Origin of the sequence: Bacillus sp. JJ1773, from assembly GCF_036962035.1 — a bacterium.
Taxonomy (GTDB): domain Bacteria; phylum Bacillota; class Bacilli; order Bacillales; family Cytobacillaceae; genus Cytobacillus.
Genome location: NZ_JBALNX010000005.1, coordinates 27,973 through 46,850, shown reverse-complemented (window position 1 = coordinate 46,850; position 18,878 = coordinate 27,973). Strand labels below are relative to the sequence as shown.

Sequence of the window (18,878 nt, the reverse complement as noted above, 5' to 3'; positions counted from 1 at the left end):
GATAATATTAGAGTAAGGGTTTTATGGGAGGAGATGGGGTTATGAAAAATATATTTAAAAATAGAATAAAGCCTTTTGTAATCATACAATTTCTATTGTTATTTCCAATCTTGGTTATTAGTATTTTCATATTTAAGGATGGCAGTGTTAATTTTTTCTATAATGGGATACTGCAAGTTATTTTTGCGGGATTCTGGTTATTAGCTGGAATTGAAAGTTTGATTTTGAAAAAGAGAGGTTTTTCGCTTTTGAACTTTATCCTCTGCTTGATATTCGTATATTTGGCCATACAAAGTTTCCACTTATATAACATTAAATGAAGAATCAAAGAGGGAGTTTATCACGTGTCAGTTTATGAACCATTATATATTTTTATATTTTTATTAATTGTCGGTTCGGTTTATTTTTTCGTCCTGATTCATACTATCGTAAAATTTAAATTTAATTGGATTGGGAAGTTGTTTCTCTTAATGTCAGTTGGCAGCTATTTGTTAATTGGAAAATATATGTTTGATTCTGGTATTCAAGCGGATGAGAATCATTCAATGCTGTTTGGTTTAGGTTTCTTGGAATTGATACTGTTGTCATTTTCATATATTTTTCTCGTGCTCTCCATATTACTTGGGAAAAGTGGAGAGAGAATTTTGTAGGAGAGTTAGAAAGAGATGAGGCAAAAATGATTAGAAAAGCTGTAGGTGCAATTGTTTTTCAAAGAAATCAATTTTTAATTGTCCATAAAGTCAGCATCAACACAAATAAAGGTAAACAAATGATAAAAGGGGAATGGGATTTTATAAAGGGTGGCGTAGAAGTGAATGATCGGAATTTAACCTATACGCTATTTCGTGAATTAGAAGAAGAGACTGGTTCAAAAGAATATAGGGTTGTAAAAGAATTTGATGAGAAAATATTCTTTCATTTTCCAGATGAAATTAAGATGAAAATCGGATACGACAAACAGGAAACAATCATGTTTCTTGTAGAATTTTTAGGCGATCGTAACTCTTTAAATCCAAATGATCGTGAAATAAGGGAGTTAAAATTCATCGATAAAGACAAGGTGGCTGAAATACTTACTCATCAAGTCACGAAGGATTTTTTTAAAAGGCATTTAATTGTTTAATTTTGTTTATAGAGCTGCTAGTTATACTAATTTGTCAAATCAATTACATAAACAGGTGCGTTTCTGGAATTAGCAGGAGCGCATTTTTCTTAATAGGGCAGGTTAAGGGAATTGTGGGAACTATTTCCTTCGTGATTCGTATAAAAGTAACAGGAAAACCCATGATTAAATGGGAAATGAGGAGACTCTATGGCTGAAATAATTTTAATAATTATTTTAATGATACCCTTTTATGGGTTGCTTATTTGGTCCTATTTGGATCCAGAGGAAAGTATGTTGTTTGGAAAAAGGTGGATGTATAAAGAAGAACCAGAGATATCTGATGAAGCTATCCGATATACTAAATTCGCATCAATGACTGTTATGATTGGATTGCCTATCATTCTAATAAGCTTCATCTTAGATATTCCCTTTCTCAAATTTTCGATGGTAATCATCCCGTTGGTATTGGCAATAGGAGCGTTTAAAATTTTCACAGATGAAAAAGATTCTTAAACAATCGGGTGATAAAAATGACTTTATATTATAAAGAATATGGTGATAAAGAGGCTCCGCTGATGCTTTTTTTACATGGCGGCGGGGTGAGCGGCTGGATGTGGAGACAACAAATACAATACTTTGCTCACTATCATTGCATCGTACCAGATTTACCAGGGCATGGCCAAAGTACTCACGAGGAACCATTCTCAATAAAATCGAGTGCTAATCAACTACTTGCATTAATTGAAGAAAAAGCTCACGAAAAAGAAGTAATCATCCTAGGATTTTCACTAGGTGCCCAAATAGCTATTCAAATGTTAAGCTTAAAACCAGATTTGATCGATTTTGCTATTATCAATAGTGCACTCGTGAGGCCCATTCCATTTGCGAAAAAAATAATAAATCCCTCTATTAAACTATTTTATCCGCTAATCAAAAATAGGTCGTTTTCAAAACTCCAAGCCAAAACACTTTATATTAGCAAAGACGACTTTGAACAATACTTTCAAGAAAGCCGCCAAATGAAATTAGAAACGCTTGTAAGCATCATGGAAGAGAATATGTCATTCCAAATACCAAAGCATTTTGAAAATGCAAAAGGAAAGATTTTAGTGACTGTCGGGGAGAAAGAAAGAGCAATGATGAAAATATCGGCCATTGATCTAGTGAAAAATAACCCTAATTGTAAAGGAGTTATATTATCAAAGATTGGCCATGGTGTATCTTTGGCAAAGCCAGATTTGTTTAATCAAATGGTTGAAGCTTGGGTAAATGAAGGTAAAATGCCGGATGGAAGAGAAATAGGTTTAGAGCCAATGAGTTAAACATAAAAATTGTCTGGGAGAAAAATTAATGATTAGATTAGCTGAATCAAAAGATATTGATCAATTAATTAGAATGAGATGGGATTTCACAATTGAACATAACCCCTCCAATAAGTTTAATGAAAGTGATCTTGAAAAGTTTAAAATCGAGTGCCGAAATTTTTTAGAAAATGCGATTAATAGTGAGCAGTGGTTTATTTGGATCGCAGAGGAAGAAGGCAGAATTATTTCTCACATCTATATTGAATTAATACAAAAAGTGCCCCGTCCTGGGAGGATTACAAGACCTTTTGCCTTTATGACTAATGTGTATACAGTTAGTGATTATAGAAACAAGGGGATCAGCAGTCAGCTACTTACTACTATAAATGAATGGGCCAAAAATGAGCAGTATGAGTTTATCATTGTTTGGCCGAGTGATGACAGCATAAATTATTATAGGAAAAATGGATATAGTCATTGCAAAGAGCCTATGGAGTACTTTCCTTCTTAATTTTAAAACCTTTTGTATTTTTGATCGGAGGAGGAACCAATGTTAAATAAAGAACTTATACCTCAAAGCTTTACGAGGTTTGCCACGAATGAGTGTAAAGATTCTAGTAAATTATATGAATATTTATCACTGAAAATTGCAAAAGACGATGAATTATTACAATTATGTACATATGCCAGTAAAGGTCAACCCGTTCCGAATTTACTATTTGGGGCTGTTCATTACCTTTTGCTTAAAGGAAAGAGACATAAGTTAAAAGAGTATTATCCTAGTATCGTGAGTAACCCAAAATCTTTTGAAGGGGCGTTTCATAGCTTTAAAGATTTTTGCCTTCAATATCAAGATGAGATTACATCTATCCTCCGAACAAGGCTTGTTCAGACAAACGAGGTGCGAAGATGTGCTTATCTGTATCCTGTATTTAGTTTGATATACGAGAAGACAAATAAACCTCTGGCGCTGATTGAAATCGGAACTAGTGCGGGGTTGCAGCTTCTTTGGGATCAGTTTTCTTATTCATATGGTACAAATGAAGTATTTGGGAATAAAAATTCTACAATAAACATTACTTCAGAGATAGTGGGAGAAAATATTCCGTTTATTTCTTCAGCTCCACCTCCAGTTTCTAAGAGGATTGGTTTGGATTTAAATACGATTGATTTAAATGATGAGGAAGAGAAATTGTGGATGAAATCGTTAATCTGGCCGGAACACAAAGAAAGACTGTTAATGTTTGAACAAGCAGCGAGTTATATGGTGAAGAATCCCGTCCAATTAGTCGAAGGAGATGGGATCGGTTTATTAAGTGAATACGTTGATAAGATGCCGAGTGATAGCACTGTTTGTATTTTTCACACCCACGTTGCCAACCAAATGCCAATTGAAGCAAGAAAATTACTTCTTCAAACGATTCAAGCAATTGGCAAGGAACGAGATGTTTTTCATATTTATAATAATATTCAAGACAAGTTTTTACATCTAGATTTTTTTATAGATGGTATGGAAAGTAATGAAACAATCGCTGAAACAGATGGTCACGGCAGATGGTTTAGATGGTTAAGAGAAGGGGAGGATTTCAAATGAATTATTCTGCAAGAGCAACAGAATGTCCAAAATGTGGCGGAAAAGAATTGGGGAAAGGAAAGCACTCTGGGTATGCGGTTATGCAACCTGAAAATAAGATGAGCCTAGGCTCAAATATTGAATACATTCTTTGTACGGACTGTGGATTTATTATTGAAAGCTATGTGAAAAAGCCAGAGAAGTTCAAGGGGACCATTTTTTAAATCATGAGATTTTATTAATAAAACAATGGGCAGTTCATCATGCCATGGATTTTTATAAAAAGGAGTCGACTGTATGGCATATGTTTTTTCTGCAATTATTGTGTTGGCTGTTGTCTTAATGATTTTTAAAGTCATTCGAAATAGGAAATTGCCAAGCAATAACTATACTCCATTTGATGATATTGCAGAGGGGAAATCTGGAGAAGATAAGGAATATAGGCATAAATAGATGTTTTATAGGTTCTAATCGAAAAATGATTTGAACCTATTATTTTTTAAAAATGGATCTGCCTTTTCATTTACCACAAAAGTCAAAAAGGCAGCTTCGCTGGATAAAACGTGAAACATTATATATTTATATGCGTCTTTAATAAAAAAGGGGCTTTTTGAGTTGGGTAAAAAAAGAAGAAATATAATATATGTAACCGCTGTATTAATAATATTGACTCTTTTCTATCCGTCATCAAGAGGGTTGGCTTGTGATTGTGATATACCTAAAACTGCAAATGAAGCATTGAATAGGGCAGCAGCTGTGTTTAGAGGAGAGGTGCTGCAGGTAAAAAAGAAAAAAATCAACGGTAAATCCTACGATGTCGCTTTGATATCAGTATCAGAAATTTGGAAGGGCATTGACGAATCTCATGTATTTGTTACTACAGATTGGAGCAGCAGCTGCCAATATGACTTTGAAGTGGGAAAAGAGTATCTCTTCTATCCAAATGATCATGACGGCATACTAAAAGTCATTAACTGCGGAAGAAGTGCCGAAATCCAATATGCTAATCAAGATCTGCTAGAGCTTGGAAAAGGGAAAGAGCCTAAATACACGGTCCAATTAGAAGAGGAATTAATGAGCAGCAAATGGTTTCAGCAAAGTAGTATGTTACTTGTATTATTTATAATTGTTTTTGCCATTGTTTATTTTAGGAAAAAGAAAATCAAAAATTAAATTGTATAGGAGGGATTAGATGCTTCATGGTGGGGATTTCATGTTTGATTTCGCTCCTACTCTTGTTGGCATTATCTTTGTCATCGTAATCTCTACAATCCTATTTACAATATTTAAAGGATTTTCTCAATGGAATAAAAATAATAACTCCCCAAAACTCAACGTCAACGCGAAAGTGGTGGCAAAAAGGACGGCCATTCGTGGCGGAGGAGAGCATAGGGCTTATAGTGATTATTTTGTTACCTTTGAGGTTGAAAGCGGAGATCGGTTTGAATTAGAGGTTGAGGGTTCTGAATATGGGATGCTTGTTGAAGGTGACACCGGAGAGCTTGCCTTTCAGGGCACAAGATATTTTGGTTTTACAAGGCAGAAAAAGAAGATGGAGATTGATACGTAAACTTTTTAATCTAATGTTCAGAAATGATATTACCATAAAGAGGAATTTCCCAAACCTATAATTCAACCATAATAAGGGTAAATTAACCAAAACGATTCTAAGAGGTGCGTGATGAAGCAGTTTGTTTTGGTCATACTTATGATCTCGATTTTGGTTATTTATCCTGCACAGTCAAAAGCAACAACTTTGCCTTGCAGTATGGTATTGGAGCCCGTTGATAAAAAACTTACCAATGCAAAGGGATCAGCATTGATTTATAAAGTGAAGTTGATCCCTCAAAGCTTTGCACGAACGAATATAAGTATTCTCGGGGTGCACCTTCCAAAACCATCCGCCTATGGCAATTACGATAGTTATGAAGGATTTGCCTTTATACCAAATGAAATCAGCTGGCGTTTCAGGCTTTATCCCACTCAAGAAATAGATGGTCCAACTTGGGCTGGAAGAATTGATGACATTACAGCAAAAATGGAAAATGTAGAAGTACAGATAAGACTTTCTAATTCAAATTCCAAAAAGTTGGGGCCTAGTATATTATCAGGCAAAATTAAATCTTGTAAATAGAAGCTATCGAACAAAGGGGCATTAATGAAACAGAGGTAATGCTTTTTTCTTTTTAAGTCAAGGAATTGTGCTTTTTGTAAGGCTCTGTTAAACTTTAATGTTGATATAAGGTTATAAAATAGGAAAAGCCATTACTACGGAGGCTTCCCCTCTAATGTTTAGCTATTGTTAATAAAATGCTCAAACCAACTAATACTCAAAGAGATAATCCAAACAGTTAATGGAAGTACAAAACTCTTTATTGCTTGTAACCAATAAAACTTTTTACCTTGTTTTTGCAGTATTCTATCCGTAACAAAAAATAAGGCAGAAGCTCCTAAACTATAAGGCAAGACTACAAGTCCGAAAACAATGTGTAACGCTCCAGAGCCAATTATTTCTATATTTTTGATTTCGCTTGTTTTTGACATTAATTCTGCTACCTTATCACTTATAATGGAAGTCAACACTCCATAAATAAGAATAACAGGAAAGCTATACATTAAATATAAATTTATAACATTGATAGCCGAATAAAAATAATTTTGTTCTGCAACAACTTGCTCATTAAATGGATTTGGCATAATAAATCCTAATAAAATTGCAAATAAAGCACTTGATATAGAAGCAGATATTATTTTTCTCTTTAACATTTACTCACCTCCGCAAATTACTAATTTATTCACTATACTTTGTAAAATTGAATTAACACTAAATTTTGACAATCGCAAACTGTCTTATGTGTCCGTATCTATTCTTCATTGTCCATTTTTCACTTTGATATGGTTGTTAAAATATAATTTTCACTCATCTTTACTGAGTAAGATAAAAAACATTTTCTTTCTAGAATATAAATAAAACCCTATTTGTATCAAATGGTATACACCCGCAACTATTAGGAAGTGCAATAGTACCTCAGGATTCTCCATAACCCCTCCAATATCCTTTGCCATCGCAACTATATAAAGGAAAGCTAAAGTAGTCCCAACAATGGTCGGAAAAAAGAATAAGGTTGTTATTTCCTTTGAAATGATGTTCTTTATTTCCTTTGAAGTAATTCCTATATTATCAAGCTTTTTATACTTCTCCTTTTCCTTCTCAACATCAGAGAAAAGATTCAAATATAAAAGAATAAACGACCCAAAGAAAAAAATAACACTTAATATAGTTGTTACAAAAAACAATATGCCATTAGAATTTTTATTACGATTATAATCTTCAATTCTAGATGATATCTGAAATAAATATTCTTCAGATGTGTTCTCAACACGAATATCAGTAAGTGGCAGGGAATTTTCATTATAGTTCCTAAACTTTTCAGCTAGTTTTTCGACAACATTGGTGGTCTCTTCCCAATTTGCAACATTGATTAAGTGAATGTTTGATTCATAACCATTTAAGCTATTTTTTAATTGCTCGAATTGTGAATTGCCTACAATAATAAAATCCTGAAGATTGCTTAGTATATTGATGTTTTTTTCAACGATTATTTCCTTTAATGCATAGGAATGCTTTTCATCTGAGAATAGGAAAACATTATTCTGATAATATTCGCTTCCATCCGTTTTTTTTGGATCTTCATTTATATAATATAGAAAATCCTTATCCTGCAGGTCCACCTTACTGGAAGTTAATTTATTAAATTGATCCAGTGACATAAAATTATAGACATTGATCCAGTTGCTATAAGTTTGTTTTTGATAGTAGGAATATATCGGTATCACCAGATATTTTTGTATTGAATTATCTTTTTGGTCAACGATGGAATAAATTTCTTCTTTACCTAAGTTGTTTTTATTCTCTGTTTGTATAAATGCAATATCATAAGGATTTCCGTCAACTGCTTGCTTTTCAGATAGCATGTAGGTAAATAATATTATGGTGCTATACAAAATCGTCACCATTATCATAACAGTAACGAGCATAAGTATAGATGTCAGTTTTCTAAATTTATATTCTAGACTAGTCAGAAACAAGAGTCTGCGGTAATAATAGGATTTATACTTTTTAGCAAGTTCTATGAAGAAACTAGTGAACTGATAAATGCTGATGTACAATCCTAACAATGTTGATAGTGTCCAAATAAGTAGGTATTCCCCACCAACATTAGGATCTGTATACGTATAATATAGCCCCAGAATAGAGCCGATAACAATTGCTACTCCTATTCCGCCAATTAGTGGACTCTTCATCTTGATCGATTCTGCAATCTTGTCGCTTTTTAAACTTACAACAACGTTTCTTTTGAGTACGAAAAAGAGTGATCTCCCAACCGCAACGAAATAAACAACTATGAATATAATTATCGTATATAGGAACATTTTACTGTTTATATGAAATGAAATTCCTTGTATCCCAACACTATTCATTAATATTAAAAAGAAAAGTCGTGAAAATATAGTTCCTGCAAGAATACCAGAAGCCAGTGATGCAAATGCAATAATGCCATTCTCCAACAATAACAATTTTCCTATATCACGATTAGACATCCCTAAAGTCATAAGAAGCCCAAACTCACTTTTCCTTCGTTTAATAAAAATGCTGTGGGCGTAACTAATAAAAAATACTGTGAATACAATTAGTGCAACACCCGGAACGGTTAAAACATATTGAATTGATTCCGTCCTTTTCACTTGAACAACTTGTTGGTTAAAATACACAGTCGAAAATATAAAGAAAAATATAACTCCAAAACAGTTGCATAAATAGTAAAAGAAATACTTTTTATAATGAGCCTTTGCCATTTTCCAAACGATTTGATTAAAAGACATCCGTTCTTCCTCCTAAGATAGCGAGGTTATCCATAATTTGATTTAAAAATTCTTTTCTGCTTCCTTTCCTCACAAGATGTGAATGAATAGAGCCATCTTTTATAAAAATAACTTTCCTGCAATAACTTGCAGCAAAAACATCATGGGTAACAAGAAGGACCGTTGTCGAAAGTTCCTCAACTATTCTTTCAAAACACTCCATTATGACAGTTGATGATTTTGAATCCAAATTACCTGTCGGTTCATCGGCGAAAATGATACTAGGGTCATTAACTAACGCTCGACTAACAGCAGTTCGTTGCTGCTGCCCACCAGATATATTATAAGGATATTTATTCAGAATAGGTTCAATTTCGAAAAGATTGGCAAGGTAATGAACTTTTTCTTCCATCTCGGTTACATTTTTCTTTTCTAAAACCATTGGTAGAATCATGTTTTCTTTTACAGTCAAACTATCTAAAAGGTTAAAGTCCTGAAATACAAACCCTAATTGTTTTCGCCGAAACAAAGCTAATTCATCACCTGACATTTCACTTATCTCTTTTCGCCCGATTATAATTTTACCTGAAGTCGGCTTGTCAATACCGCTCAATAAGTTTAGCAATGTTGTTTTACCACTGCCAGATGGGCCCATAATCGCAACAAACTCTCCTTTATTAATTAAAAGGCTTATTTTACTCAATGCTGTCGTGGAGCCTTCTCTACTCGAATCTCCATATATTTTATCTAGATTTATAGCTTTCAAAATTTCCATTACCTTTCCTCCTCTACTAAATGAAATGGATATTTGAGTCTTTAGACAAATCTTCTTCTACTACTAAAAGCTAGTGAATGATTATTGTTAGTGACTATATGGGCTGTTAACTAAAATTACACCGTTCAATTTACCGAACGGTGCTTCACTAAAGATATTTAAAGAATAAAATTAATTAAATCCTTTATAATCGGTCATTTCAAAAACTAGCTAGATACATACATATTTATTTCAGAATATCAATCTTAAATTCCTCATACGTAATTGGTTTTGGATACTTATAAGTTTTAATCTTCAAGCCTTTCTTCTTACCAGCTGCAAATTCCTGCTTAAATTCATTTCCTTCAATTCGTTCCGCAAATGGTTTATCTTCTAGCATAAGGTTTTTCCCAATAGCATCCTCTAGCCATAATGAATTTCTTGAAAGTTTATTGTCTACAATTACATCACTTTGAAGGTCAAAATACAAAACTAATTTATCTTGCTGATAAATTACTTTTGTTACAAGAACCTTCCCAAATTCACCTTGGTCCACGTTAAAAGGCAAACTTTGTTCATCTAAAGGTAAAGAAACTTCTTCCCAGCCCTCCTCGGAAACCGGAATGATATAAGGAATAACACTGACTTTTTTGCTGCTTTCTTTTAAAGGTGAATAGAGGAATTTAAGATCCGCTATTTCTTTTCCGTTTTCTTTTTCTCCACTGCCGTTTCCTGTTACAGTGTCTAACACATTACCATTATCATCTATCACATAAAAGTTTAATGAATATGGATCAATCTTGTTATTCCCTTCATCCTTTAACACCTTCACACTGAGATCCGTTCCTGCTGGTCCAAGCTTTAAAGAACTTATTTCAACTTCTGCCCCTTCTATTAATTTCGTTTCCTGTGGCCGTATCACAGTTACTTCATTTGATTGCTTCACCGGAAAAGTGAATTCCCACTTTCCTGGAATAAGACCAACAGCATCAATTCTAATTTTCATGTCAAATTCTTCTGGAAGCTCCTCAGTTGCTGTAATATCAATAATCCCCTTATATTTTTGCGGTGTCACAAATTCTCCTGAATAACTGGAACTGAAATTTATTTCCTTACCGTTCACTTCAATGGTCGGCCGTTCAAGTTGACCAATTGCGAATAGGGATTCCTGTGTAAAACCGAATGTTAAGCGTGTTCCGTCATAAAAAATTTCATTCATTGTTAAGGTAATTCCATTATCCTTTGAGGATTGATTGATGACCTGTGTTAAGCCCTTCTTTCCAGCTAATCTTAAGCCTTCATCCAAGGAATCATTGAAAAAGGTTCCGATAATCGGAATATTTGAGGCGATTTTCGCCATCACGGGGGAAACACTTGCTGAACCGATAAACACCCCAAAGCCTAACACCGCTGCAATAAATGAATAAAGAGCCACTTTCTTATTTGATGTTTTGGTTCGACTTTCTTTGATTGTATTTGTAATAATTGAATCAAGCTTATCCATTGGGACTGATACCTTATCCAATTCCTTTTTTAAATCCGGCCATTGGTTACTGCTCATTAACACAATCCTCCTTCAATTTTTCTTTTAACAGATTAATCCCACGATGGATGTTTGTTTTCACAGTACCTTCAGGACAATCTAAAACGTAGGCTATTTGCTTCACTGTGTAATCTTTATAAAATCGGAGAATTAAAACCGTTTTATATTTTTCGTCTAATTCCATAACAGCCTGAAGTAAATCGAGATCTTCTTCATTTGATCGGTATGGGGCCATCTTTTCTTCTAAAATTTCTCTCTCAATTGGAATAATTTTTTTCCTTTTGTTTAAATGATCAATCGCTGTGTTGATAAGAATGCGAGATAGCCATGTTGAAAAGTACCGGTCATCTTTAAGATTATTAATCGAAATAAAAGCTTTATATGTTGTTTCTTGGAAAACCTCCAGCGCATCCGCTTCGTTTTTCATATAAACATAAGCAATTTTATAAAGTTTGACCTTTTCTTCTTCCATTAACTCTTGAAATGCTTTATTATTTCCCTTTTTCGCACGTTGAACCTTTTTAATATCCGGCAATCTTCTGCCCCTCCCTTCCTCTATCTGTTAGACAATCGGGGTATGTAAAACGTTTCAAATTTTCTTAGGTTTTTATGATTAAACAATTAAAATTCCTCCTAAGCATAGATCTTTTTTTTTATATAAGGGTGGGTTAAAGAGGAATCTAAAGAAGAGAGACAAAAAAACCGATTCCTTTCTTGGGTCAGTTCACTTGAAAGGGTATCGGCTTTTTTTTTAGATTAATTTTCTAATGTACAAAAATATACTGCAATATTGGCGATATCCCTATAGGTAGTTTAATAACCTTTGAGCTCAATACCTTGCCGTCTCATTAGAATGTCCTATCTTGTAATGTATTTGATTTTTCAAAAAGGAATTACTCCAACTTCCACTATTAAAGACCAATTTTGTTAGTAAACCGTTTATCAGTATTTCATTTTCATAGGCTGATTTGATTGAAGCACTATTAGTGTGGATAAAGATTCGATAACGTGTGCTTTTTAAACAACTTTATTGTCAATCTACAATAACAAGAAATGGAACAAGCATCAAATATCAACATTTACCTTTAACAGAGCCTTTTGTACAAATAATAAAAGGTAACGCTGGTATAATGTGTAAAAAGGAGATGATGATTTGAGGAAGCTAATCGTTTTTCTGTTCGGTCTTTTGTTAGTAGGCTGTGAAAAGGAGGTTATTACAATAACTGATGACATTACTTCCCCTGAAATGAAAATGGTATCACCAAAGGAGCATCACCTCTTAGTGGAATGGCTTTCTGACGCAATGGATAGGGGAAACCACGATTTTGATACTGGGACACATGGCGAATTGGTAATAGATCCAAAATCTGCTCCACTTGAACGGGGGGATGTTGTTTATTATAAGATGTTCGAGACGGCAATTAAAGAGAACCCAGAAATTCCGGAAAATTATCTAGGCAGAGTTGTAGGTTTACCCGGCGAGACAATTGAGATCAAGGATGGTCACGTTTATATTGATCATAAGAAATTTGATGCATTTTATGGAGTGGCCACTATAAGGGGGATGGAAGAAGAAGAATATTTAGATCAAGCTGATTTGAGTCATGTTAATGATTTAGCTTGGGTTAAGAGTTACTTTAATACGAATTTGGAGCCTATAAAAGTTGATGAAGAAACGGTATTTGTTTTGGTTGACCACTGGTGGCGGGGGATAGACAGCAAAGATTTCGGTTTGCTGCCGTTGGAAAGGATACTAGGGAAAGTGTTAGGGTATTCGGATGAATTTTAAACTTAAAATCATAGAAATTGTTTTTGAAGAGTAGGGAGAATAGAAGGAATATGGACATTCAAGAGATAATAAAAGAATTAAAAAATATAGAAATCATTCAATCAAGTTCCGTTGAGTATAAACAATTAAATGGAGGTACTGTAAGTGAATTGTATCTCCTGAGTACCACTGATGGTGAAAGATATGTTGTAAAGTTGAATGAACCGCAAGTTATTCAATCTGAAGCCAATTTTCTTACCTGTTACAAGGATTTATATTTATTACCGCGTCTTCTCTATGTTGAACCGTCAAATAATTTTATCGTTTATTCATTCATCAACGGTTCTACAAATTATGAAAGAAATAATAAACAGCAAGTGCTCAAAGAACTTGTGCAAGGATTGATAAACCATTATAAGGCCGTACCAAATAATGTTGGTTGGGGATGGGCGGATGAATTAACAGATTCATGGCAAAGTTTCCTTTTGAATGAAATGATGGAAGCAAATAAGATTTTAGATTCATATTTAGATAAAGATGAGTATACCTTTGTGCTTAACCTTGTCAAAGATTCAAAAATAAATAGTCTGGACAGAGAACCATTTTTATTGCATGGGGATTGTGGAGTGCACAATTTTATCTTTCACAATGGACAATTAAGTGGTGTGATTGACCCGACTTCTGTTATCGGAGACCCCCTTTATGATTTAATTTATGCATTTTGTTCTTCACCAGATGATTTAACGAAAGAAACGATCCATTCAGCAGTGAATCACTTACTATTAAAAGAAAAAATAAGTGAACAATTATTATATGAGCAAGTACTTATTGGATTATATCTCAGGTTAGCAGCCTGCATTAAACATCATCCCCATGATTTTAATGACTATCTAAATGCTTGGAACTACTGGAAAAATATCAAAGCCATTTCTTAACATGGGTATTACAGTAAAAGAATACGGGGCAGGTCCCTTAGCTCAATAAGCGTTAAACCTGTTCCCGTGGCCTTTGCCAATATGATGACTTGCCTCTGGAGTTAAAGTTTAATTCGATTAAAAATATTTTTCTTAATAATTAAGTAGTTCTTAATTTCGAAATTTAAATAAAATAGATTGGCTCTAATTTCGAATTCTTCCCTTGTTTTCGGTAATTCTGTTTCACGTATGGACTCTTCGTACTCCTCTAATTGTTTTAATGCAATGGTTGTATCTCCTGAATCAACATGTTGACTAATATTTAGAAATATATTAGCAAGCATTCCTCTTTGTTTGACATCTAACTCTGATGAAGAAACAATGCTTAGAATGGCTACCATCTGTTTTAGGATTTCCAGTTGATCCTCTCGCATTTCGAGATAATAATAATCTTTATTTTCTTTTCTTAACAGATGATTTTCTACATCTTGTATAACTATGTTTTTAGCTTGATTCAGGATATTTTCTACTTCGTCTAATTCTTTTCCATCCCAGTTTCGCTCACTATTTTTTAGTAATGCTGAAAATTCGTAAAGAATAACGCTAAATTTATGTTCGATTTCAGTTTTGTATTTTTCAATTTCTTTCTTAAAGCTTGGCATAATGCTGTTTACGAGTAAGGCGATTCCTATACCAATGAAAATAATATAGAGTTCATTCAATAGGTTTTCTAGACTGGCTTCCTTCACTGTATAAATGTGTAAAACGATAACTATGCTTGTGACAAAACCTTCCTGAATACGTCCTTTTATAAGGATTGGGACAAACAATAATATAAATAGGGTTAAGACAATTGGATGATATCCTAATAGTTCAAAACATATGGAACCAAGAATTAAAGATAAAAGAGATGCGAAAAACTTTTTCTGAATAGAATGTAATGTCTTTTTCTTTGTCTTCTCAATACACATAATAACGATTATGGCTGCAAACGATGCAAATTCTAAGTCGAGTAAAGTCGCAATCCAAATTGCTAACCCTGCCCCTATCGCAGTCTTAATTGTCCGATATCCCATTCCAACCATAAGTACCACCCTATTGTTCTTATATTTTCATTAATCCAGCAGATATTCATTCTAACAGAAAATGATGGGGACATGAAGGCAAAGGACAGGTCCAAAGCTCATTATGCCGAAGTACCTGTTGTAACTGCTAAACTAAATTCAACAGTTTCCGCCAAATAAAAAAATGAACACTTTTTTACCAATAAAAATCAAAGTTAGACTAATATGATACTTATCAGCATTGTTTAGCTGGAGGATGGGAAAGGTGGAAAAGTTACTGTTGTTCACAGAAGTACATCAATTAAAGTACAAGTCCAGGTTGATTGGGGAGAAATTACTGTGAAAAATCAGGATATTTTATTATCTTTGTACTCTCAGAGTCTTAGCATTCCAAGAGGGAAATCTGAAGAATACTTAAAGGAAATGCTTGAAAAACATCAGAAAAAAAACATTGGTACTGAAGAAGCGATTAAAAGGTGGGATAAGTTTGCCGAAACATATTCAGCAGTACATACTGAACAAGGAGACCTTCATAAAGAGATTTTTTTAAATCCTACTTTATTATCACTTATAGGAACGGTAAAGAATAAAAAAGTTTTAGACGCTGGATGTGGTGAAGGGTATTTTAGTAGAATTTTAGCTAAATCTGCAGCTGCTGTAACAGCAGTAGATTATTCAGAAAAAATGTTAGAAATCGCCAAAGAAAGAACTCCCATTGATTTGAGAATTGATTATAGACATGGGAATTGTGAGGATTTACTTTTTTTAGAGGATAACAGTTTTGACCTAGTTGTATCAAATATGGTAATACAAGACCTTGCAAATTATGAAAAGGCATTCCAAGAAATGTATCGTCTATTAGTAGATGGAGGATATTTTATTTTTTCAATTTTACATCCTTGTTTTGTTACTCCGGAGAGTGGATGGGAGAAAACAAAAGATGGTGAAAAGTTACATTGGAATGTTGATAAATATTTTTATGAAGGTGTTTATGAACAAAGGCTAGGCGATGAAGAAAAAATGCTATTATTCCATAGAACTTTAACGAGCTATGTTAATAATGTAATTAAAGCAGGTTTTCATTTAGAAGGCTTAATAGAACCGAAGCCATCTGAAGAAATGTTGAGAAAATATCCTTCATTTGAAGAAGATTTCAGAAGTGCTGATTTTATAGTTTTTAAATTAAGAAAGAAAATTTAATTTTTTGATCAGAGACACTTCACATTTTAAATAACTTTGATTTTAAGAGGAATTTGTTTATTTGCCCATTTACAGGGTGCGATGCTTCCATAACAGAGAATACAATTTTCTTATATAAGTTGATTAGATAAATACCTTCCTTTATACATCTTCTGGAAGATTTTTTTATTTAGTTATTTTTTTAAAAGAGGGGATCTCGGAAAGCTCCCCATCCGATGTAATACTGGCTTTGGAAGTGATGCAGAAGAAACAAGCATTTTGTTCATTTATACTTTTTTCCATATAGGGAACTATTATTCCATAATGTATTTATTACATAGGAGGTTTTCTTAATGGAAGATAAAAACAATATACCTTTAACTTCTGCGGAAATGTCTGGTATATGGATGCAATACAGATCTTCCTGCCCCTATGGGTTGGGATTCGGCTGTTTTAGATACGACAACAAGTGTTTTTTCGGATAAATTAATGATGTACCATGTCTCAGTTATGATTGCCGCGGGAATTGGAAACTTTGGAATGGCACTGGCAGCAAGTCAAAGAAAAGATTTAGGCTTTAAATATGCGTCTTTAATTCCAGAAATCTCACTGTATGCAGAAGATGGAGCTAATATTATGATTAAACACGGTTGGATGGAGGACCCTCCACAAGAAGATGACCGTGACCAATTAATAAGGAATAAATGAATTGAGTTGCGTGTTCGTTGGTCCTGTTCTTTTACCTATTTTGTTTTTAATTCCCGGCTTAAGTATTGGGTTATTCGAATGAGCGCTTTATCCGTAACAAGGATAAGTGCTCTTTTTCATTTTTGGGCAAGATAATTTTAAAAAGTAAATAGGAGGAAATAAATTTGAATACAAAAGAGAATGCGTTATCTATCTTCGCTTTAGGTGGCTTGAATGAAATCGGGAAAAATATGTATGCAATCGAATATTCAAACGATATCGTGATAATCGACTGTGGAAATAAGTTTCCAGATGAAAGTTTATTAGGAATTGATTTGATTATCCCTGATATCGCTTACTTAATAGAAAATAAAGATAAAGTCAGGGCTTTAATTGTCACACATGGCCATGAGGATCATATCGGGGGGATCCCATTCTTCTTAAAAAAATTGAATGTGCCGGTTTATGCCACACGCTTCACACTAGGATTAGTTGAGATCAAATTAAAAGAACACAAACTTCTAAGAGAAAGTGAACTGGTTGAAATTAACTCAAACTCAATACTAAAATTCGGAGAAATGAGTGTGAGCTTTTTCAAAGTGATCCATAGCATTCCTGATTGCTTGGGCATGATCTTTCAAACACCAGAAGGGAATGTTGTACATACGGGAGATTTCAAGTTCGATTTAACCCCTGCGAATAATGAGCATGCCGAAATTCATAAAATGGCAGAGATCGGCAAAGAAGGGGTTTTACTTCTATTGTCTGAAAGTACGAATGCAGAGCGTACTGGTTTAACCCCATCGGAACAAATGGTAGGTGAACATGTGGAAGCAGCTTTCATGAAGGCCGAACGCAAAGTGATTGTTTCAACTTTTGCTTCGAATATTAGCCGTGTTCAGCAAGTCGTAACTGCAGCAATTAAAACAAATCGGAAACTTGCGTTACTTGGACGAAGTATGGTTAATGTTGTAGAGGTTGCGATGGAACGTGGTTATTTAACCGTTCCTGATGGAATGTTAATTTCCCCACATGAAATCAATGAATTGGCTCCTGAAAAGGTAGCTATTTTATGCACGGGAAGTCAAGGAGAACCATTAGCTGCCCTTGCCCGCCTGTCCACTGGAAACTTTCGCGGTGTCGATATTTTGCCTGAAGATACGGTTATCCTTGCGGCAGGTCCAATACCTGGGAATGAACGTAATGTCACGAGTATCGTAGACAACTTATTTGCACTTGGGGCCAAAGTGATTTATGGAACTGGAAGTACATCCGGCATGCATGTTTCCGGCCATGGTTATCAAGAAGATTTAAAACTAATGCTTACATTAATGAAACCAAAATATTTTATTCCCATTCACGGTGAGTTTAGAATGATGCATCATCACCGTTTGTTAGCTGAATCCGTTGGAGTAGAGAAAGGAAACACGTTTATCATTAATAATGGCGATGTGGTCGAGATTGAAGATGGCCTTGCGCGCCAAACCCGGACCGTACCAGTTGGAAATACATACGTGGACGGCGGGGATGTCGGTAATATTGGGGAATATGTATTACGGGACAGAAAACAGCTTTCTGAGGACGGAATGTTTATGATAATTGTAACGATAAGCAAATCGGATAGAAAGTTGCTGGCTGAACCCGAAACGATTTCTCGCGGATTTACAGATCATCGAGATTTTTCGGAGCTACGCAAAAACGTAAATGAACTCACTATAAAAACGGTCAACGAGCTACAAGAAGCAAATAGAAGTTCAAGGAATGTAATGAAAAAACAAATAAAAAAATCAATACGAGAATATCTATATACACAAACTAAAAAAAATCCAATGATCGTTCCTATCCTTATTGAAATTTAGTAACGGGGAAGTTTTAAATTCATTGACCTTCAAGAATCGGGCGCATTTATGAAGTAACTAAAACTTATTTTCTTATTGAAATTTTTAGTATCTCATAAATGCCCCTTCAAGTATGCAATTTGTCTTTATCCTCTAAATTCAGCTAGAATGTTCGTAATTTACAAGGAGATCTATAAAATATTGATTTTGTGCTCGTTGTTTTGCCCCATAAACTAGTTGTGGAAAAAGCTAACTTTCCAACTGTTCAAAAGTCCAAGCAGCGGTG

The 18,878-nt window shown here is 34.1% G+C and carries 22 protein-coding genes; 16 read left to right on the top strand and 6 right to left on the bottom strand.

Translation table 11 applies throughout. The features are described from left to right. The first annotated feature begins 344 nt into the window (after positions 1–344). From V7127_RS01510 to V7127_RS01460, 11 genes are all read left to right on the top strand, one after another. Positions 345–650: a hypothetical protein gene (locus V7127_RS01510; RefSeq protein ID WP_335345040.1), complete on the top strand. Its 306-nt coding sequence runs from the start codon at positions 345–347 to the stop codon at positions 648–650. A gap of 26 nt (positions 651–676) precedes the next feature. Further along, a complete protein-coding gene (locus tag V7127_RS01505) occupies positions 677–1,123 on the top strand; it encodes an NUDIX hydrolase (protein ID WP_335345041.1) in 447 nt (148 codons plus the stop codon). A 189-nt stretch (positions 1,124–1,312) separates the two neighbouring features. Next, positions 1,313–1,618 (top strand): hypothetical protein, encoded by a 306-nt coding sequence (locus V7127_RS01500; RefSeq protein ID WP_335345042.1) that lies wholly within the window; start codon positions 1,313–1,315, stop codon positions 1,616–1,618. A 17-nt stretch (positions 1,619–1,635) separates the two neighbouring features. Beyond that, the gene (locus V7127_RS01495) at positions 1,636–2,427 is read left to right on the top strand and encodes an alpha/beta fold hydrolase (RefSeq protein WP_335483023.1); all 792 of its coding nucleotides are present in this window, start codon (positions 1,636–1,638) and stop codon (positions 2,425–2,427) included. 28 nt (positions 2,428–2,455) lie between these two features. Beyond that, the gene (locus V7127_RS01490; RefSeq protein ID WP_335483021.1) at positions 2,456–2,920 is read left to right on the top strand and encodes a GNAT family N-acetyltransferase; all 465 of its coding nucleotides are present in this window, start codon (positions 2,456–2,458) and stop codon (positions 2,918–2,920) included. Positions 2,921–2,959: 39 nt separating this feature from the next. Continuing rightward, a complete protein-coding gene (locus V7127_RS01485) occupies positions 2,960–4,003 on the top strand; it encodes a DUF2332 domain-containing protein (protein WP_335483019.1) in 1,044 nt (347 codons plus the stop codon). After that, positions 4,000–4,206 carry a transcription initiation factor TFIIIB gene (locus tag V7127_RS01480; protein WP_335483017.1) on the top strand — a complete coding sequence of 69 codons (207 nt, stop codon included), beginning with the start codon at positions 4,000–4,002 and terminating at the stop codon, positions 4,204–4,206. Before V7127_RS01485 ends, V7127_RS01480 begins: the two co-directional genes overlap by 4 nt. A gap of 73 nt (positions 4,207–4,279) precedes the next feature. Next, positions 4,280–4,435: a hypothetical protein gene (locus tag V7127_RS01475; protein ID WP_335483015.1), complete on the top strand. Its 156-nt coding sequence runs from the start codon at positions 4,280–4,282 to the stop codon at positions 4,433–4,435. A 162-nt stretch (positions 4,436–4,597) separates the two neighbouring features. Further along, a complete protein-coding gene (locus V7127_RS01470; RefSeq protein ID WP_335483013.1) occupies positions 4,598–5,155 on the top strand; it encodes a hypothetical protein in 558 nt (185 codons plus the stop codon). A gap of 19 nt (positions 5,156–5,174) precedes the next feature. Then, positions 5,175–5,552, top strand: a complete 378-nt coding sequence (locus V7127_RS01465; protein ID WP_335483011.1) for a DUF2500 domain-containing protein — start codon at positions 5,175–5,177, stop codon at positions 5,550–5,552. Positions 5,553–5,663: 111 nt separating this feature from the next. Then, complete coding sequence (locus V7127_RS01460) at positions 5,664–6,116, top strand: hypothetical protein (RefSeq protein ID WP_335483009.1); 453 nt, start codon at positions 5,664–5,666, stop codon at positions 6,114–6,116. 158 nt (positions 6,117–6,274) lie between these two features. On the opposite strand, the gene V7127_RS01455 is transcribed toward V7127_RS01460, so the two are convergent. From V7127_RS01455 to V7127_RS01435, 5 genes are all read right to left on the bottom strand, one after another. Further along, positions 6,275–6,748 carry a hypothetical protein gene (locus tag V7127_RS01455; RefSeq protein ID WP_335483007.1) on the bottom strand — a complete coding sequence of 158 codons (474 nt, stop codon included), beginning with the start codon at positions 6,746–6,748 and terminating at the stop codon, positions 6,275–6,277. Positions 6,749–6,898: 150 nt separating this feature from the next. Then, positions 6,899–8,866, bottom strand: coding sequence for an ABC transporter permease (locus V7127_RS01450; RefSeq protein WP_335483005.1), 1,968 nt, complete (start codon positions 8,864–8,866; stop codon positions 6,899–6,901). Next, positions 8,856–9,620, bottom strand: coding sequence for an ABC transporter ATP-binding protein (locus tag V7127_RS01445; RefSeq protein WP_335483003.1), 765 nt, complete (start codon positions 9,618–9,620; stop codon positions 8,856–8,858). Before V7127_RS01445 ends, V7127_RS01450 begins: the two co-directional genes overlap by 11 nt. A 226-nt stretch (positions 9,621–9,846) precedes the next feature. After that, on the bottom strand, positions 9,847–11,160 hold the full coding sequence (locus V7127_RS01440; RefSeq protein WP_335483001.1) for a DUF4179 domain-containing protein: 1,314 nt from the start codon (positions 11,158–11,160) through the stop codon (positions 9,847–9,849). Continuing rightward, positions 11,150–11,677, bottom strand: coding sequence for a sigma-70 family RNA polymerase sigma factor (locus V7127_RS01435; protein WP_335482999.1), 528 nt, complete (start codon positions 11,675–11,677; stop codon positions 11,150–11,152). Before V7127_RS01435 ends, V7127_RS01440 begins: the two co-directional genes overlap by 11 nt. 618 nt (positions 11,678–12,295) lie before the next feature. Between V7127_RS01435 and lepB the strand changes: the two genes are divergently transcribed. Both lepB and V7127_RS01425 read left to right on the top strand, forming a co-directional pair. Further along, the gene (lepB, locus tag V7127_RS01430) at positions 12,296–12,931 is read left to right on the top strand and encodes a signal peptidase I (RefSeq protein WP_335346098.1); all 636 of its coding nucleotides are present in this window, start codon (positions 12,296–12,298) and stop codon (positions 12,929–12,931) included. Positions 12,932–12,981: 50 nt separating this feature from the next. After that, the gene (locus V7127_RS01425; RefSeq protein WP_335482997.1) at positions 12,982–13,845 is read left to right on the top strand and encodes an aminoglycoside phosphotransferase family protein; all 864 of its coding nucleotides are present in this window, start codon (positions 12,982–12,984) and stop codon (positions 13,843–13,845) included. Between the two features lie 101 nt (positions 13,846–13,946). Here V7127_RS01425 and V7127_RS01420 read toward each other — a convergent pair whose 3' ends face one another. Then, positions 13,947–14,909 (bottom strand): aromatic acid exporter family protein, encoded by a 963-nt coding sequence (locus V7127_RS01420; protein ID WP_335482995.1) that lies wholly within the window; start codon positions 14,907–14,909, stop codon positions 13,947–13,949. A 402-nt stretch (positions 14,910–15,311) separates the two neighbouring features. Between V7127_RS01420 and V7127_RS01415 the strand changes: the two genes are divergently transcribed. The 3 genes from V7127_RS01415 (at position 15,312) to V7127_RS01405 (ending at position 18,613) form a co-directional block, all read left to right on the top strand. After that, positions 15,312–16,088 (top strand): class I SAM-dependent methyltransferase, encoded by a 777-nt coding sequence (locus tag V7127_RS01415; RefSeq protein WP_335483031.1) that lies wholly within the window; start codon positions 15,312–15,314, stop codon positions 16,086–16,088. A gap of 363 nt (positions 16,089–16,451) precedes the next feature. After that, complete coding sequence (locus V7127_RS01410; RefSeq protein WP_335483029.1) at positions 16,452–16,775, top strand: DUF3231 family protein; 324 nt, start codon at positions 16,452–16,454, stop codon at positions 16,773–16,775. Positions 16,776–16,939: 164 nt separating this feature from the next. Next, on the top strand, positions 16,940–18,613 hold the full coding sequence (locus tag V7127_RS01405) for a ribonuclease J (protein ID WP_335482993.1): 1,674 nt from the start codon (positions 16,940–16,942) through the stop codon (positions 18,611–18,613). Positions 18,614–18,878 lie beyond the last annotated feature (265 nt).